Annotated in this window: 14 protein-coding genes and 2 pseudogenes; 4 read left to right on the forward strand and 12 right to left on the reverse strand. The window is 65.6% G+C overall.

Annotated elements, in window-relative coordinates; all coding sequences use genetic code 11:
- Window positions 1-499 precede the first annotated feature (499 nt).
- Window positions 500-3,511: an ATP-binding protein gene (locus BLR21_RS04450; protein WP_090004283.1), complete on the forward strand. Its 3,012-nt coding sequence runs from the start codon at window positions 500-502 to the stop codon at window positions 3,509-3,511.
- A 442-nt stretch (window positions 3,512-3,953) separates the two neighbouring features.
- On the opposite strand, the gene BLR21_RS04455 is transcribed toward BLR21_RS04450, so the two are convergent.
- The 4 genes and pseudogenes from BLR21_RS04455 to BLR21_RS04470 all read right to left on the reverse strand — a co-directional run bounded on the left by BLR21_RS04455 (window position 3,954) and on the right by BLR21_RS04470 (window position 7,163).
- The gene (locus BLR21_RS04455) at window positions 3,954-5,249 is read right to left on the reverse strand and encodes a recombinase family protein (RefSeq protein WP_176929480.1); all 1,296 of its coding nucleotides are present in this window, start codon (window positions 5,247-5,249) and stop codon (window positions 3,954-3,956) included.
- A 21-nt stretch (window positions 5,250-5,270) separates the two neighbouring features.
- Window positions 5,271-5,642: pseudogene (locus BLR21_RS04460) on the reverse strand (IS30 family transposase); the annotation flags it as partial.
- Window positions 5,643-6,178: 536 nt separating this feature from the next.
- On the reverse strand, window positions 6,179-6,526 hold the full coding sequence (locus BLR21_RS04465; protein WP_090004284.1) for an MmcQ/YjbR family DNA-binding protein: 348 nt from the start codon (window positions 6,524-6,526) through the stop codon (window positions 6,179-6,181).
- Window positions 6,519-7,163 (reverse strand): winged helix-turn-helix transcriptional regulator, encoded by a 645-nt coding sequence (locus BLR21_RS04470; protein ID WP_090004285.1) that lies wholly within the window; start codon window positions 7,161-7,163, stop codon window positions 6,519-6,521. Before BLR21_RS04470 ends, BLR21_RS04465 begins: the two co-directional genes overlap by 8 nt.
- A gap of 272 nt (window positions 7,164-7,435) precedes the next feature.
- Here BLR21_RS04470 and BLR21_RS04475 point away from each other — a divergent pair, with 272 nt between their 5' ends.
- From BLR21_RS04475 to BLR21_RS44610, 3 genes and pseudogenes are all read left to right on the forward strand, one after another.
- A complete protein-coding gene (locus BLR21_RS04475; RefSeq protein ID WP_256334453.1) occupies window positions 7,436-8,278 on the forward strand; it encodes a trypsin-like serine protease in 843 nt (280 codons plus the stop codon).
- A gap of 720 nt (window positions 8,279-8,998) precedes the next feature.
- On the forward strand, window positions 8,999-9,274 hold the full coding sequence (locus tag BLR21_RS04480) for an AbrB/MazE/SpoVT family DNA-binding domain-containing protein (RefSeq protein ID WP_176929445.1): 276 nt from the start codon (window positions 8,999-9,001) through the stop codon (window positions 9,272-9,274).
- A 246-nt stretch (window positions 9,275-9,520) separates the two neighbouring features.
- Window positions 9,521-9,745 (forward strand): annotated as a pseudogene (locus BLR21_RS44610) (site-specific integrase); the annotation flags it as partial.
- Window positions 9,746-9,822: 77 nt separating this feature from the next.
- Here BLR21_RS44610 and BLR21_RS04490 read toward each other — a convergent pair.
- The 8 genes from BLR21_RS04490 to groL all read right to left on the reverse strand — a co-directional run bounded on the left by BLR21_RS04490 (window position 9,823) and on the right by groL (window position 17,297).
- Window positions 9,823-10,725, reverse strand: a complete 903-nt coding sequence (locus BLR21_RS04490) for a helix-turn-helix domain-containing protein (RefSeq protein WP_090004287.1) — start codon at window positions 10,723-10,725, stop codon at window positions 9,823-9,825.
- A gap of 181 nt (window positions 10,726-10,906) precedes the next feature.
- The gene (locus tag BLR21_RS04495) at window positions 10,907-11,731 is read right to left on the reverse strand and encodes a phosphotransferase family protein (RefSeq protein WP_256334454.1); all 825 of its coding nucleotides are present in this window, start codon (window positions 11,729-11,731) and stop codon (window positions 10,907-10,909) included.
- A 2-nt stretch (window positions 11,732-11,733) separates the two neighbouring features.
- The gene (locus tag BLR21_RS04500) at window positions 11,734-12,477 is read right to left on the reverse strand and encodes an AAA family ATPase (protein WP_090004288.1); all 744 of its coding nucleotides are present in this window, start codon (window positions 12,475-12,477) and stop codon (window positions 11,734-11,736) included.
- Between the two features lie 18 nt (window positions 12,478-12,495).
- Complete coding sequence (locus tag BLR21_RS44495) at window positions 12,496-13,116, reverse strand: radical SAM/SPASM domain-containing protein (RefSeq protein WP_338061024.1); 621 nt, start codon at window positions 13,114-13,116, stop codon at window positions 12,496-12,498.
- A 371-nt stretch (window positions 13,117-13,487) separates the two neighbouring features.
- Window positions 13,488-14,036: a hypothetical protein gene (locus tag BLR21_RS04510; protein ID WP_143027597.1), complete on the reverse strand. Its 549-nt coding sequence runs from the start codon at window positions 14,034-14,036 to the stop codon at window positions 13,488-13,490.
- 97 nt (window positions 14,037-14,133) lie between these two features.
- Window positions 14,134-14,346 (reverse strand): hypothetical protein, encoded by a 213-nt coding sequence (locus BLR21_RS04515; protein WP_090004290.1) that lies wholly within the window; start codon window positions 14,344-14,346, stop codon window positions 14,134-14,136.
- 3 nt (window positions 14,347-14,349) lie between these two features.
- Window positions 14,350-15,621: an Nramp family divalent metal transporter gene (locus tag BLR21_RS04520; protein ID WP_090004291.1), complete on the reverse strand. Its 1,272-nt coding sequence runs from the start codon at window positions 15,619-15,621 to the stop codon at window positions 14,350-14,352.
- 26 nt (window positions 15,622-15,647) lie between these two features.
- A complete protein-coding gene (gene groL / locus BLR21_RS04525; RefSeq protein ID WP_090004292.1) occupies window positions 15,648-17,297 on the reverse strand; it encodes a chaperonin GroEL in 1,650 nt (549 codons plus the stop codon).
- Between the last annotated feature and the right edge of the window lie 13 nt (window positions 17,298-17,310).

Here is a 17,310-nt window from a genome sequence, read left to right on the forward strand (position 1 = left end):
GAACCAGGACACCTGGACGGCTGACGCCGAGTCAGGTGACCGCGGACACTGGATGGGAAGGCATCGACAACTCGAAGATTGTACCCCCCCAAAGGGATGGCGGTGGTGTTCGTGCTGTTCGGCGACGGCGGCATCCCCAGGTTCATCGGCTTCACCGAGCAGTTCCGCTCTCGCGTGAAGTCGTTGCACCGCGGTGGATCCCCACGAATCTGACCGGGGAGCCAACCGACGTGTTGCTGCTCGGTCTGCTATCCGAAAGCCTGTCAGAGGAAAACAGTGCACGACTCACCACCAACCTGCGCGAGCGAGGCACAGCGCGAGACGGGGGAACGGACCGCAGCACCGTTCAGCGCCATCGTTCACGATCGCGTCGTCGTCACCTATGCCCGAGACACCGCGGCCAGCCCTGGGATCTCGTAGACGTCGATCGCTAGTCGCCCCACCTCCACCAATCGATTTCGTCGACACCACCTGCCTCAATATCAACCGGAGTGAACTGATGGAAAACGGAGGCGGCGGCGCCAATGCCCGAGGTATCAGGTTTCAGAACCTGTGCGCTCTGGACTACGCACTGCGGGAGTTGGAGTGCGACGACAGCCGGATCACCGCGATCTCCGTGGAGAGCAGAAGGTGTCCTTCGACCGGGACGGTCTTCCACGAGCTCGATTTCTCACTTCTCGCGGACGACGCTCCCGTCGTGGACGCGCAGGTGAAGAGCGGTACGACGCCAGCGGCGTACTCTCTGCCAGGCGTGTGGCGTGAGTTGTGGCGGCTCACCGGCCGGAATGCTGAGGAGTACCTCCTCGTGACGAACCGACGGCCGGCACGGACCGTCCTACAGCTGGCCGAGCTCCTGACGACACACCGCGGAAGCCATCAGCAGTTCGTCGAGGCCCTCAGCGAAGTGTGCGCCGGTGTCCGTGGCGCCCGCGCTCAGATCACCTCCGCGAGTCCGGACCGACTTGACCGGCTCAGGCGGACCCGGCTCGTGCTTTCCACCGACGACATTGATTCGCTTCAAGAGCATCTGCGGGACCGAATCCGCGTACTGCGCCACTGTTACCGCAAAGGCTCGGGGACCCGATCCACCGGCCTCGTCTTCCGCAACGTGCTCGACCTCATCGCGGACCGCGCCGCTGACCCGCACGACGTGGTGCTGTCGCTGAACGAACTCGGCTACGAGCTCGGCGCCGATGAGCGCGCCGTCGCCGAGGCCTTGAGCGAACGGGACTGGGACGTGCATGCCGGCCTCGCCCCGGTCATACCGGACGTCGCACGACCTGACCTCCTGGACTCCATCAGTAGGTGTTTGACCGAAAACCCAGACTACAAGGGGATTCCTTGCGGCGTGTTGTTCGGCCTATCAGGGATCGGAAAGACTTCCCTGGCAGCCAGCTGGGCGGCTGAACACGCCTACGAGTTCGACAGGGTGTTCTGGGCGACGGCCCAGGACCCGGTGAGCCTGCGCAGATCTTTCCTGATGATCGAGGACGCACTGTTGCGCTGGACGGGACAGACCGACTCACGGAAACCCAGGTCAAACGGATCCGAGGATGTACGCCAACGGGTGCATCGCCTTCTCAGTGCCTGCCCCGGGCCGTGGCTGATCGTGTTCGACAATGCGACCGACGCCAAGGTGGTGCAGCCGTGGATTCCCCGTCGAGGTTGGGGACGTGCGCTCATCACCACGATCGAGCAGGGACGCTGGCACGGCAACGGCATTACGGCGATCGAGGTCCTGCCCATGAAACGCGGCCAGGCGATCGAACTCCTCGGCAACCGCCTGCTAAACGGGTCGGACGATCCCACAGCGACCAAACGAGAACAACTCGACCGCTTGTCCGCCTTCATGTGCGACTGGCCCCTCGGCCTGGAACTCGCCGCTGCGTACCTGTCCAGCACCGATGCGGGCGTGGATGGAATCGATCGGTACACGGCCGAGGTCGGGATCCGGCAGCGATCGTTGGCCGATGCGCAGCGAGGTCCACGCGACTACGAGGGCAGCCTTGTCGGGGCGATCGAGCTTGCTGCCGACCGCATGGAGGACTTTCCGCGCGCAGACCTCACCTCCATCCCCGATGCCATCGCGGAGACCATGATCTATCTGGCGGCCTACGTGGACGAGCACCAGATTCCACTCCAGCTACTGATCGTCGCCGCCGTCCACGACGCGGCTGTGATGGCGGGTGTGGCTGCGGGTGTGCTTCGCCGCTTGCCTGTCGAACCGCACACCACACACGGCGAGATTCTCCGATCGGTGGTCCGGTTCTCGCTGGTGCGCCGAGACCAGGACATCGAATGGCTGAGTAGTCCCGATTCGTCCGCCTCGAATATCTCCATCCACATGAACAAGATCGTTCAACAAACCATGCGCGAGCGAATCATCCGGCTCGATCCGACTCGGGAGAAATGGCTTTTCCGTCAGATGACCCACCACATCACCGAGTGGCTCAGATACAGCCAGGACAACCACGAGTCAATGCACTCGGGTACTCTACTGAACCACGCTCTTGCCGTGTCGAAGATTGCGACCGAACGCAACATTGAGAACAAGTACGTCATCAACCTCCAGCAAAGCATTGGAGCCTGCGCCAACTCCACGGGAAACAGCCGGATCGCGCAGTCACACCTCCAACGAGCACTCACCCTAACAAATAGGGTCCAGCCCGAAAAAACCCGGCTCAGGCGATTCCAACTACATCTCGAACTGGCCGCGTCGCTCGTCGCCGGCGGCTCCAGGTACGGCTGGAATGAGGAATCGTTCCACCACCTGAAAGCCGCGGTGCGGGAGTTGGACGCGGTCGCCGACATTAATCCCGAGGCAGCCGCGTCTTTCGCCGCAATGATTCTGACCTTTCCCACCATTCGATTGGGCCAGAGCAAACCCGAAGTCACCGAGGTCATCAAGAAGCTCAGGCGATTCAAAGATCAGATTAAAGATGGCGTCGATTTCTTCAACTCTCCCGACGTTCCCTACGACGCCGCACTGAGGCGCGGAGATTTCGCAACCGCCGCCAGCGTGTGCGAGCGAGCTCTCCAGCTCGCACCCAGCATCGAAAAAGAACAAGAACTTCTTGCAATGGCGATTCTGCCACTGGAACGCATGGAAGCATGGGACCGAATCCTCCCGTTGCTGGAACGCCTGCTGACCAGCCATGTCAGGCTTGGCAGGCTGTACCCGTCCACCGGAATCGAGCTCATGCGAGCTTTCGGCCCCATATGCGTCGGACGTTCGTTGATGTCAGGAGAAGACCCCCGCATCAAAATTGCACTGGGCAGCCTCGTCGAGATGATCCCGATCCTGCGCAAACAGGCGCATAAGGATGTAGGACTGGATTTTCTTGCGGTGATCGAGGCAGCCCATGCCTTCCTTCAAGGCGACGTCGAGAAGGCCGGTAACCTCATTGCGGCAGTACCGCAGGGAGGCCATCCGGACCCCGTGGAGGAACTTGTTTGGCATGGCCTTCGAGGATCTGTCGAGAACATGGTGCGCAATAGCACACCGCAGTGAATCACCCAGGCGGCATCTGGCACCACGCTGACGATCTTCGCGGCAGCGTAAGGCCAGTGGCCCACCGCCGTTGCCGCTGCGTTCAGGTCGACCTCGCGGAAAAGCCCGACTTCGCCGAGAAGATCGAGTCGGTCTATGGTGAAGCGTTCGATCTGAGCGGGTTCGAAAGGCTGAGGCTGGACCCACAGGAGTGCCGCGCCAGTGGGTGTTCGGTGTGCGGTGCTCGTTGTCGTCCCGCTCGTACGCACACAGCGCTTGCTGCAGATGGACCCAATTCCACACCGGCGTGCCGTCCAACAGCTCGCCGCGAAAATTCATGGACCAAGTCAACAGAACCTAGCGACGAAAGATTGAATCGTGTCGACTGGCCCTCTATACTAGGTTCGAGCTATCCAATAGCGCATGAACACACAAACTGCGCAAGCTTGCTGCGCATGGGAACTCAAGTCCCCCCTCGGACACGAGCGTTATTCACCCCCACGGGGTTGATGGAGACATCAGCTTCGTGGGGGTTTTGCTTGTACCGAACTTGCAGGTCGATCGCCTCGTACAGTTCTTCCAGTCTCGTTGGCGCGCTGCCTCTCAGTGCCGCGGTGACGTCGCCTATCAGGTCGATCGCCGCGTAAATCTCAGCGACGTCCACCTCCACCGGTGCTGGGACGTTGTCCAGGGCCGCTCGTGACGCGAGCCTCTCGGCCTGCGCCTCGTTGATCGCCTCGACCAGCGCCGCAGGATCCACACCGGCCATGATCGCGTTCTGAAACCTGGTCAACTTGGCTTCCGCCTCGGCGAGCCGCTTCTTCGCGGCATCGCGACCGATCTGGATGACCGGCTCTTGCGAATCCATCAACGCGGCAACGGTCCGGTCGCGGTTCTTCCTATCGAAGACGTGCCCCAGCCAGCCATTCACCGCATCCTGAAGAGCGTCCTCCCTCAAATAGACCGCGCCAGGATGCGACGTGAGCACTGGCGATCCCGGAGCCAACGTGCGCGCAGGACACCGGTAATACATCGCCTTCTTTCGCGGACTGCCCTCCATCTTCCGACCGCAGATGTCGCACCGGATACGACCGCGGAACAGGTAACGGTGTTTCAGCGCACGCCCAGACCGTTCCGTCTTCCGCGCGCTCCGCAAGCTGCCCTTCGACTTCCGCAGAAGCTGCGCAGCCGTGAAGTCCTCAATCTCCACGATCTTCGGGTGCGCAGGATTACGCGACCGGACCACTCGATCCGGACTGGCCTTCCGAAACCGCACCACGTGACCGGCCGACACGTCGTCAGGGTCGAGCAGCGTCTCGAACTTCGTAGAGCGACCGAAGAACGCATAGCCCGTGTAACGGGGGTTCTCCAGGATCGCCCGCACCGTGCCGCCTTGCCAGCCGTCGCCAGGCCGGTGCCGGTTCTGGTCCGGACGTCGCGCGGACGGACACTGAATCCGATCGTGGTTGAGAGCGTTGGCAATGGCCCGGTCGCCCTTGCCGCTCAGGTACTCGGCAAAGATCCGCTGCACGACCCACGCGGACTCGTCGTCGATCGCGAGCACTCGCAACCGGTACCCCTCCGCCGACTTGCGCGGATTCGGATGCGGCCCTCCGTCCACCGTGACGTATCCGTACGGCGCTCGGCCGCCCTGGTGCCGTCCCTCGTTGAGAACCTGTGTGTCCATCGCTGCCCGAACGCGCGCCTGCACGTGCTGACGTTCCGACTCGCTCATGCCGCCAAGCACGCTCATCAGCATCTTGTGCGACGGATTCCGCGGTTGTTGGAGCGAGCGTAGCTGTTGCTCGAAGACCTCGGCTGGAGTCTTCCAGTCGAGCCCCTTTCGGGGCCGGTTGTTGAGCGCAAGAGCGACGGCTTCGAGGTCCTTGGGTGACCAGCGAGAGAGGTCGGTGCCCTTCGGGAAGTACTGGCGCAGCAGCCCGTTGGTGTTCTCGTTCGTTGGCCGCTGCCAGGGCGAGTGGGGGTCGGCGAAGAACACCTTCGTGCCCGTCTCGAGCGCGAACTGGGCATGTGCGGAGAATTCTTTGCCGCGGTCCCATGTGAGCGTCTTGCGGAGCTGTTCGGGAAGCTTGGTCATCGTCGCGATGAGCGCGGCGTTCATCGCGACGGCGCCCTCGCCTACGCGTGGACCTCGACGCGAGGCCACGACTCATCGTGATCATCGACAACCTACGAGAACGGATCCGTGAAGCCGAGATGAACCGGTGGCTCGGTGAAGCGCAAGGCCTACGCAGCAGCCTGGACAAAGCAACGCAAAACCGGTCAGCATCGACCGCGCCCGCGATCGGCACGCGCGTGGTCCGGTGCACCTTGGTGTCCCGATCATCGGCGGCGGCTCGAGGTGACGCTCAGGGCGCAGGATTCACAGCTCCAAGCCATGGGATCGAGGTCGGATCGGATTCAGTGCACGCGGGTCCGAAGGCAGTTGCTGAACGAATCGATCGATGCTTCGCCCCCATAGCGGATGCTGCGGTCCGTTCGACCGCCTGGGGTTGCAGCTCTCGTCCCGCGTCCGGGACCTGGGCAAGATCACCCTGTACCCGGCCAGGATCGAAATCCGAGGTGGCTTCGGCGTTCTCGCCGGCCGGACCGCTGCTGACCCAGCGCTGCGCTCTGGACCTGGTCGCTGCCCACTGGGACGACTTGGTGTCCTTGTCCCGCTGCTGATCAACTCGGTCGCCGCAGGGAGTCGACATACTGGTGCGCTTCGCGGACGATGTCTCGCCAGAGGGCTAGTGTCGCCATGCGGTCTCGCAGGGCGGGGAGCTCTATCCACTCCCGCATCGTCCGTTTGCCCATGACGACCTGCCTGGCCTGTCCGGCAGCGATGAGTTCGCTGACCCGGTCGCGGGGGACCTTCACGATGAGGTCGCCGTGGCGGCCGAGGAAGGCGAAGATCTTGCCGCCGACGCGGAGCCCGGGGCCTCGGAACATCGTCCCCGTGGCGACGTCTCGGTCGTTCGTGAAGTCCTCGGCGATCCGGTCGAGCAGGTCGCTGTTGGGTACGTCAGCCATCGGTCCTCCCGGGTAGCACGCGTTCGAGGGCCGCGACGGAGCCGTCGACGGCCAGTCCCATGGTCATGGCCGTCCGCAGGGTCACCGCCGCGGTGAAGAGCGCGACGAACACCTGCGGCGGTGCGGTGATCCTGGCGTCGGGCCGACGGTCGGTCGAGCAGGGGCGTACGTCGATCCGGCCGCGGTCGGCGATGATGTCGCAGCCGTCGCCCAGGTCGCCGAGGCGCACGGTGCTCGCGGGCTCGTCGGGTGCGCCGTCGCGGCACAGGTGGCGCAGTGGCAGCGAGAACCAGTGCGCCCGGAACGCGTCGCCGTCCGGCGGGTCGGTCATCAGCGGGGCGCCCCAGCGGGTCAGCTCGCGGACGACGCCGCCGAGGTCCCGGCCGCGGTCGGTGAGGCTGATGAGGGTGGCGGCGACCGGTGGCGGTTCGTCGTGTCGGGTGATCAGCGCGGTGCTGTCCATGTCGCGGAGGCGCTCGGCCAGCAGGTTGCTGGCTATGCCGGGCAGCCCGCGGCGCAGGTCGGAGAAGCGGCAGGGTCCCTGGGTGAGCAGCTCGCGGACGATCAGCAGGGTCCAGCGGTCGCCCACCAGGTCGAGAGCGCGTGCCATAGAGCAGTACTGGTTGTACGAGCGCATGTCGGCAGGCTAGCAGGATGGTTGCGAATCTCTACCATCTGGTTGAGTTTTTCAACCATATTCTGAGGTGAGGGAGATCGCCATGACCGTTGTCAGTGACAGCGCGCCCGCCATGCTCAGGGAGTACTACCGGATCCTCACGGGCGGGATCGAGCACTACGGAGACGGCCGAGACTCAGTCTCTGATGCACGTCATCTGTGAAGGCTGTCGCCGGGACGTGCGCGGAGGTTGAATCCGCGCACGCCGTCGAAGGGGCTTCACCATGCGTTTGATGAGCACGACCGCGGTCACCGCCGTTCTTCTCGCGGTGGCCGCACTGCCCGCATCCGCGATCAACTCCTACAACGCCACTCCCGCACCCGAGCGCACCGAGGTCGGCGCCCTCGTCGCGACCTGGGACAACGACGACAACCCGGCGACCCCGGACCGCGTCGACTGGGTCTGCAGCGGAACCATGATCGACGCCGACACGTTCCTCACCGCCGCGCACTGCACCAGTGACTGGCCGGCGAACGTGAGGTTCTACGTGTCACTGCACCAGGACGTCCAGTCCGCGCTGGACAACGCCACCGGCACCCCGGCACAGATCGCCGCCGCGGTCGCCGTGCCCGGTACCGCGCACAACCACCCCGCCTACCCCGGTTCGGCCGACGACACCCACGACATCTCCGTGGTGCAGGTGCCGGCGCAGCAGATGAGGGCACGGTGGTCGTTCACACCGGCGACGCTGCCCACAGCGGACCGGCTGGGGCAGCTCGGCCCGCAGGGGCTCGACGACACGCCGTGGCAGGTCGCCGGTTACGGCACGCAGGAGGCCCGCCGCGGTCCCGGCGGACACACCCACCCCGGTGGCGGTGTCCGGATGAAGGCACCAGTGGCGTTCAACGCGCTGAACAACGCGTGGGTGCGGCTCGCCATGACCGCGCCGCAGGGCAACGGTGGCGCCTGCTACGGCGACTCCGGCGGCCCGAACTTCGCGACGATCGACGGCAAGCTGACCCTCGCCGCCACGACGATCACCGGTGACACGCCGTGCTACGCGACCAACGTCGTCTACCGGCTCGACACCCCCGCAGCGCGGGACTTCCTGCGCCCCTTCGTCACGCTGCCCTGATCGAGCACCACCCGCGGTGAGGCGGCGGAAGTCCGTCTCACCGCGGTTCGGGCACCCGCTGATCCTCGCCAACACTTCAGGCGACCGATGCTTCGTCCCGTGATCAGCGGTTCTGTCTTGCTTGACTGACGTCCAGCAGTCCACGACCGCCGCTTCCAGCAACGCGGGCAGGGACAGAGTCAGCTGTCCCCCAGCTCCACGCTCATCTCCCCGCCTTGGGGGCGTGGCTCCCGGGCCAGGGACACGTGTAGATCAAGCTGTCCCGCGTCCCTATTGCGCAGATACTTGCTGGTAGCTGCCAGCAAACACAGTGCATGAGGCCCGTCCGGCGTGACCACTGCGGGACGGGCCTCGTGTGCCGAACGGGCCAGGTTGGCCTACTCAAGGCCACGAAGAGCTACGTGGGTGAATAGTGTGCGACTTCGTCCTCGGACACAAAAATGTGGCATGTATGCCACGTCTACGTGGCAGGTGCTCAAGTACGCTTGAGCACCTGTTTTGCGTTTCGGCGCCACTTCCAGGTGGCGTTCGATGACCATTTCCTTCATCCGCCCCATCGTTCCTGACACAGCGCCGGGAAACACAAGGGGCGCATCTGCCCGCATTGCCGGTCAGCCCCTCCCGCTTATCGCCGTTCCGGTATCACCGCCGCAACGGCTGAGCAACGTCCTGTACAGCGTCGCCACGGTCGACGACCGCGGCCGGGTCGCAGACCGCCACATGACCGCCGCACTGAACTGGACCGCCGCAACCCGGCTGAACATCCGCGAACACGACGGCCTGTTGGCCGTCACCGCCGATCCGCACGGCGTCTTCAAACTCACCAAGCAGGGACACGTCCGGCTACCAGCCGACGCACGTCGAGCAGCACGCCTGAGGTCCGCCGACCGAGTCCTCCTCGTCGCCCACCTCGACCGCCAGACGGTCACGGTGTTCCCACCCATCGCGCTGGACCAGCTGGTGCTGCCCGCCCTGCACGGCGGTGAGGACCTGTGACCGGCGCACCGACCCAGGCTGAGCTCGACGCCGCGCGCCTGGTGCTTGATCGGATGGGAGTGACCGCCGAGGACCTGCTCAACTCGGTGAAGCCGTCGGCTCCCACCTTCGGCGAGTACATCCCGGTCGTGGCCGCGGCCGTGAGCGACGGCACTCGGCGCGCCTACAGCCCGTATTGGAACCGCGTGCTCGACCAGTGGGCGGACATCTCGCTAAGCGACCGCACGCCCACCGACATCCAGCGGCCTGCCATGGGCCGCGAAGCAGGGGGTCAGTACGCACTGGATCCGGTACACCACCCTCACGTGGGTCGAACGGCACTTCGGCTACGCCGTCGCCCGTGCTTTCGCCGGACACAACGACACCAACAGCGACGCGGGCAGCACCACGACCTACGTCAGGGCGACCCTTGAGGAAGTCGCCACAGCGCTGGCCGCGCTCACCGGTGAGCACCACCCACTGGCCGCGTAACTGACGCCGGGACAAGACGGGGACTGTCTGCTCATCGTGTGATGGACAGACGGTCCCCGTTCAACACCTCGCGCTTCCTAGAGGGACGCGTCGACAAACACCGCCGTCGGCAACCCATCACGTCCCGTGGAGTCGGCGGCGGAGAGACTCTCCCCAAGGCGGCACAGCATCGCTTTCGACTGCTCCGCGTCCAGGCTGGCTCGGTCGAGTGCACGAACGACCTGTTGGTAGGCCTCAACAGCTCCGCTGGCTTCTTCGATGAGCATCGAATGTTCGTGCTCCAGGAAGATCAGCGGCTCGTGCGCTCGGAAGGTCAGCCGTGTGAAGGCCTCGTTCATGCCCGCGTGAACACCGACCGCCGTCGGCACGATCTTGATCGTGATGTTCGTACGAACACCCATCAATAGCAGGTGGTGTACCTGGCTGACGTGGACGTCATGGCCGCCGACCGGCAGATGCAGCGCGTGCTCATGGACGTAGAAGGTGCACTGCAGGCCACGTCCGACGAGCAGGTCCTGCAACTCCTGCCCCGCCTTGAGGCGTCGGTCCGTGTCCTCGTCAGGCACTTTCGGAGACGCAGCGATGGCCGCACGCATGTAGTCCACCGACTGCAGGTACACCGGGAGCCCGTGCGGGTGCCACGTGGTCAGGTTCTTGGCCGACTTGAGGTTCTGGACGAGCGTGCGATGCCGTTCAGACGCGCTCAAGCTGTGCTTCTGCCACCAGCCTTTGACGTGGGTCGCGGGCCGGAGTACCACCAGGTGGTCACGTTCATCCGCGGGCGTGCGACAAACTCCCAGCAGAAGGGCAAGTTCTGTCTCCGTGCACCCGATCTTGCCATTCAGGAAGTCCGACAGCTTCGCCTCCTGCCAGCCCACGAGCTCAGCGACCCGGCGCGCGGGCATACCAGAGGCCTTAATGGCCGCCCGCACGCCTTCACCGAACTCTCGGCCACGAGCCGTGGAACATCTCTGCGGCATGGGAATTCCTTGCAGTAGCTGGGATCTGTTGTGCCAGGCACAATCAGCCAACTGCTCCAGCGCAGGTTAGACCAGCTCACCAATCGCGCAGCGACCCAGCACGAATCCCGCAACTACTAGCTCTCGCCTGCAGAAACACCCCCGGTAGCCCAATCGGGTGTTTACGCCATCGCGAGGCCGCTCACGTCAGCGTTTCGACGTGGGTCGAAAGCACCGCGGCGAGGTCCGGATGATCACCCTTGTCCATCCGGCGGAACAGCCGGGAAGCGACGTAGAGCTGGGCAATCCGGCCCGACTCTGACTCCAGCACGTCGCCGAAGACAGAACGGACCCGCTCGACCATCTCCGGGACGAGCAGGCTGTAGCAGAGCAAGGTCGCGGCGTCCGTGCCCGCTGGACCGCGTCCCCACCATTCCCAGTCGAGGAGGCCGAAGGCCGGTCCCATGAGGTTCGCCCAATGCAGGTCGCCGTGCACCGTTTCCCACTGGGAGACAACGGGAATCATGGCATCACCGAACCGCTGCCGGATTCGCTTGCTGACCAACTCCTGGTCCGCGTTGACCCGATTTGTTGGCGTACAAGCAACCGCGTCGATCGTGCGGCGAAGTTCAGCCCACCAGGCATCCGGCAGGTCGATCGGCTCACGAAGCGCATCGGTACGGGAGCACGGCGAACCCGGCAACAAGGTCAGCACCTCCGCGCGCTGCTGCCGGTACTCCTCCCACTCGAACACGTCCAGCACGCGCGGTTTGGCCAGCCCGGTCAACACGTTGGCGTCGAGGTTGCCGGTCCAGAAGGCGCCGTCGATCCACTGCTTGTTCTCAGACACCACCCGCAACCAGAACCGCTCCTCACCACGGCCGGCGAGTGCACTGATCGAACGGTCCATCCAGCCGAGTCGCGGCTCGCCAGCGAGATCAAGTCCGAAATGCGCCGCAGCGCGCTGGAGGTTCTCGCACATCCATTCGCGGAACTGGGCGTCGGCGTCGCTGAGGTCCTCGGGCACCGCTACTCCTCGGTGACGTAACGCAGGTAGGCCTCAGGCGTCGCCATGTACCGGCGCCAGTGGTCGACCAGCGCCAGGTCCTCCCACTTCGACCGCTGGAAGCCGTGCTCCCCCACCTCGATGATGTCCGCGTCCGGTGTGGACGCCAGAATCGGCGAGTGCGTCGCACAGATGATCTGCGCGCCCGACTTGCCGAGCTCGTACATCAGGTGCATCAACCGCAGGCAGGACTCGAAAGACAGCGCGGCCTCGGGCTCGTCCATCAGGTAGAAGCCGGGCTCGCGGAACATCGCGGCGAACACGGTGAGGAAGCCCTCTCCGTGGCTCATCTCGCTCGTGTCCTCGTCCCAGTACCCGTTCATGCCGCTGACCGCGTTCATGAACCCGAACGCGGTCTCGGCACGCAAGAAGTAGCCCTTGCGCTTCGTCCGCGGGCCGATGCGGTGCCGGGCGCCGAGGGCGGTGGTGTCGAACCGCACCATCTCACCGAGCTCGGACTTCGGCCTGTCGTTGACGTACTTCCGCCCGGCCCGCCCGCCCTGCGCGTCCAGCCCCCAGGCCTCGGCGAAAGCCTCGACCAGCGTGGATTTGCCGGAGCCGTTCTCGCCGACCAGGAAGGTCACCGGCCGCTCGAACGTCATGCCTTCGTCGGCCAGCTGGGCGACGCACGGCACGTCAAGCGGCCACGGTCTCCGGGAGCCACGGGGCAGCGACTCTTCGGGGATGTACGCGCGGCGGGCGAGCATAGATGGAAGATCCTTCGATCAGTCGTAGTTCGGAGCGCAGGCTCCCGTAGGTACGCAGTTGCCGGCCGGTCGACACGCCGGGCTGCAGCTCGGCCCGCACTGCGGATCACACATGTTGGGCACGCACGGGTTCAGAGGTCGCCGGGCGAACTCCGTCGCGAGCACTGATGCGGTCTCCGTCATCCTCGATCCCGTCAGGATGTCGGCGAGCGACTCCTCCCGCACGTTGCCCACCGACAGCCAGCGGGAGAACACGCACGGCCACACCGACCCGTCCGGTGCGATCGCGACCCTACAGTCACCACACTGACCACACAGTTCACCCAGGTCAGGCCCACCATCCCGAACACCACGACCGACCTGCCGCAGACGATCGACCCGCACCTCGCCGCCGATCCCGAGACCTCGCAGCTGGGCCACTGCCTCATCGACACGGTGTCCCTCATCGACGTCGATCACGCCCACCCGCACCGGGATCGATCGCCGAACGGCTTCTACAAGGTTCGACCTCGTCCGCTCATAGCTGCGCTGACCTCGTGTGATCCGCTCGTGCTGCCTGGCGTCATCCGAGTAGTAGCTGCTGGCGAGCTGGACACCGGACCGCGAGAAGACCTCCCACAGCTCCGGACGGACGTGCACCAGGTTCGTGAAAACCTCGACCCTCAGTCCTCGGTCGAGGGCATGCTGGACGAGAACAGGCAGCGCACCGGCTGTGCCAGCAGCCACAACGGCTCCGGGCACCACTTCTCCACACCGCTCATCGTTGATCAACGATATCGCCCACCTGCTGCGGGTCGGTACCGCGGACGTCGGCCACCACGGTGGCCGCCTGGGAACGGTCAACAGACCGTGGTGCACATCGCCTGTACAGCCGATACCCGCCGAGCATCCGCTCCGGCGTGCCAGCGGGCCGGACCGCTCGTAGTGGCTCTGGTGTGCACGAGCATGTCCGCCCTGACATCGCGTCGTGGAGTGCTGCCGGTTGATCCCGACTCGCCTCTGGTGGACGATCACGCTCCTGAGGGCGTCGATTGGCGCCACGGCGGACGGTAGCCCTGGCCCAGGGCTTGGTCCCAGCCCTCGAAGATCTGCATCACGCCGATCGCGGACTCGTCGTCGAGCAGGTTGCGCGGGCCGGACGCCACTGCCAGCAGGGCGTAATAGAAGATTAGGCAGGTCTGCTTCTCGGGTGATGCCTGGTACGTCTCCAACTCGCCCAGTACCGCCGGGATCAGGCGGTTCGTGAGGTGTCCTATGCCGTCGACACCTCGTCCCGCGAAGTCGTGCGCGCCCCGCACCACCTGCTCACGAGCGATCTTGATCTCCGAGGTGGGGGCCGGGACTTGAGCAGGCGTGAAGCTGGCCGCGTTGACGATCGCACCGAACAGGCCGCTCACGATGCGGCTGCCGTGTTCGACTGTGTACGGGGGTTGCAGCGGGCCGGAGCCCATGAGGTAGGCGGCGATGTCGTCCAGGAGCAGGACTTCCACCGCCGGCATCGTGTCCACGGACAGTGCTGACAGTCCGTTCAGGCTGTCGTGCTGCCACTGGTCGGTCATGGTGCTCCAATCGAAAGTCTGGGAGGCCGCCCGCCGCGACACGGGCGGCTCGCCCGCACGATCCGGCGGCGCACGTGCCTCGGTGGTCATGAGATGGTCACGAGGTGATCTGGTGAGCGATCGCCACGATCGCGAGGACGACGCATGCCAGGTACAGGTAGCCCGCGTGCGCCTGCCACCACTCGATCCTGCGTCGGCAACCCGCGGGCAGGAAGTCGAGGTCCACCACCACGATCACCCGCAACGAACACCACATCGTCGCGGACGCCAGGACCGCGGGGGTGAGCAATGCGACCACCAGTTCGGTCATCGGCTACCCGACCAGCAGATCAGTGATCACGAAACCGTTGAGCGCCAAGACGACCAATGTGACGACGACGCCGAAGGCGGTCGTCCGGACCCGGTTCGCGAACGCGCCCATGACCTCACGCCGTGCGGTGAAGACCATCAGCGGCACCAGCGCGAACGGCAGGCCGAAAGCGAGTCCGACCTGGCTGAGCACCAGTGCCTCCGTCGGGTCGCTCACCAGCGCCAGCACGACCAGCGCGGGCACCGCGGACACCGCCCGCCGCAACCACACGCTGCTGTTGCGCTTCAGGAAGCCCTGCATGACCGCCTGTCCACTGTAGACACCAGCGCACGCCGAGGCGAGCCCGGACGCGAGCAGCGCGATCGCGAAGACCGTCGCGAACACGGTGCCCGAGCGGTCGAGGAATGCGGTGTGCACCGCGACGAGCGAGTCGCCGGTGCCCGCCGGCAACGAGGTTGCCACCAGCAGCATCAGCAGGTTCACCACACCCGCCAGGCTCAGTGCGACGACCACGTCACGACGCAGGAATCGCAGCACGGTGGTGGTGCGCGACGCGCCGAGGCCGCCGATCAACGACGAGTGCAGAAACACCGCGTGCGGCATGACGGTCGCCCCGATGACACCGCAGGCCAGCAGGGCGCTGTGCGCGTCCGGCAGGCGCGGCACCAGTCCGGAGACCGCAGCGACCGGGTCCAGGGGCGAGTTCACCACCAGGTACAGAAACGCGAGCGCGAGCACGAACAGCAGCCCGACCACGACGACGGAGAACCCGTCCCTGCCACGCAGGCGCAGCCGCAGGATGAGCATCGTGGCCACCGCCACGACAAGACCGCCGGTGAACAGGTCCAGGCCGAACAGCAGGTTCAACGCGACCGCGCCGCCGACGAACTCGGCGAGGTCCGTCATGATCACCACGGCCTCGGCGACCAGCCACAGCCCGAGCCGCACCGGTGTGGTGGTGCGTTCGCGGCACACCTCGGCGAGACTCAGCCCGGTGGCGAGGCCGAGTTTGGCCGACAGGTACTGGACGAACATGGCCATCAAGCTCGCGCAGACCACGGTCCACACGAGCACGTAACGGTAGTCGACGCCGGCGCTGATGTTGGTGGCGACGTTTCCCGGATCGACGAACGCCACAGCGGCGACGAAAGCCGGTCCGATCAGCCCCAGGACCCGGCCGCGGGCGAGGAACCCGCGGCCCGTTTTCGGGTCGACGCCGGGCGGTTCCAGGCTGGGTGGCGCCGCGAGGGCGACACCGCGGAACGGAACATTCATGTCGACTCCTGTCTCGGGGTTCGCCGTTACGGGATGTTCGACGGCCGCACGAGACCTTCCGCGAGGTCACCGAATCCGGGTGCGTAGATCGCGCCCGGATTGCCGACGACCTCCTCGACGATCAGCGTCTCGGTGGTAAGCAGCAGTGCCGCGATGGAGGCGGCGCTCTGCAGGGCGGAGCGGGTCACCTTCAACGGGTCGATGATGCCGAAGTCGAACATGTCGCCGAACTCGCCGGTGACCGCGTTGAACCCTTGTCCTGTCGCCAGTTCCTTGACCGAGCCGACGATCTCGTCGCCGTCGTAGCCCGCGTTGATGGCGATCCAGCGCAGCGGTTCGACGAGGGCGTCGCGCACGATCCGGGCACCAAGGCCCTTCTCCCCCGGCAGTCCCAGGGCGTCGATCGCGGTGCCCGCGTGTACCAGCGCGGAGCCGCCGCCCGCCACGATGCCCTCGTCGAGCGCGGCCCTGGTCGCCGACAGCGAGTCCTCGACCCGGTGCTGCTTCTCGGTGAGCTCGACGCCGGTGGCCGCGCCGACGTGGATGACCGCGACGCTGCCCGACAGCCGCGCGATCCGGGCCTGCAGGGCGTCCTTGTCGTGGTCGTTCTCGGCTCGTTCGAACTCCGTCTTGAGCTGCTCGATGCGCGCGGACACCTCGCGGTCCGGGCCGATGCCGCCGACGAGCGTGGTCGTGCTGTCGGTGACGGTCACCTTGCGGACCTGGCCCAGTTGCTCGAGTCGCACCGTGTCCAGCGAGAGGCCGGCGTCAGAGGTGATGACCTGTCCGCCCATCCAGATCGCCAGGTCGCTCAGCTCGGCGATGCGCCGGTGGCCGAATCCGGGCGCACGCACGACGACCGAGCGGAACGTGTTGTGCACGTTGTTGGCCACCAGCATTCCCAGCGCGGGGCCTTCGACGTTCTGGGCGAAGACCAGCAGCTGGCGACCGGACCTGGTGACCTGCTCCAGTACCGGCATCAGCTCCTGGACCTTCGAGATCTTCTCTGACGTGAGCAGCACGTACGGGTTGTCCAGAACCGCTTCCATGCGTTCGCGGTCAGTCACCATGTAGGGCGAGATGTAGCCGTTGTCGATCTCGACGCCGTCGACGTAGGTGATGTCGAGCCCGAAGCTCGGCGACTCCTCGACGGTGACGACGCCGCGGTGGCCGACCCGGCCGATCGCCGACGCGATCACCTCGCCGATCTCGCGGTCGTTGTTGGCCGACAACGTCGCCACGCTCGCCAGGTCGGCCGGACCTCCGACTTCGCTGGCCTCGCTTGCCAACCGTTCGAGCACTGCCTCGACCGCGGCCTCGATGCCGACCTTGAGCAGCATCGGGTTGGCGCCCCCTCCCACCGCCAGCAGGCCTTCGCGGACCATGGCCTGCGCCAGCACGGTCGCGGTGGTGGTGCCGTCGCCCGCCACACCGTTGGTTTTGGTCGCCACTTCCTTGACAAGCTGCGCGCCCATGTTGGCGAACGGGTCGCGGAGCTGGATCTCCCGCGCGATCGTCACGCCGTCGTTGGTGATCGTGGGCGCGCCGACCAGCTTCTCGATGACCGCGTTGCGCCCCTTGGGACCGAGAGTCACCTTGACCGCGTCGGCGAGCGCGTTCACACCGATCTCCAGCAGTTGCCGCGCTTCGGCGTTGAACCGCAGATCCTTGGCCATGACGTCCTTCTTC

The sequence above is a fragment of the Lentzea albidocapillata subsp. violacea genome, from assembly GCF_900100275.1.
Taxonomy (GTDB): domain Bacteria; phylum Actinomycetota; class Actinomycetes; order Mycobacteriales; family Pseudonocardiaceae; genus Lentzea; species Lentzea violacea.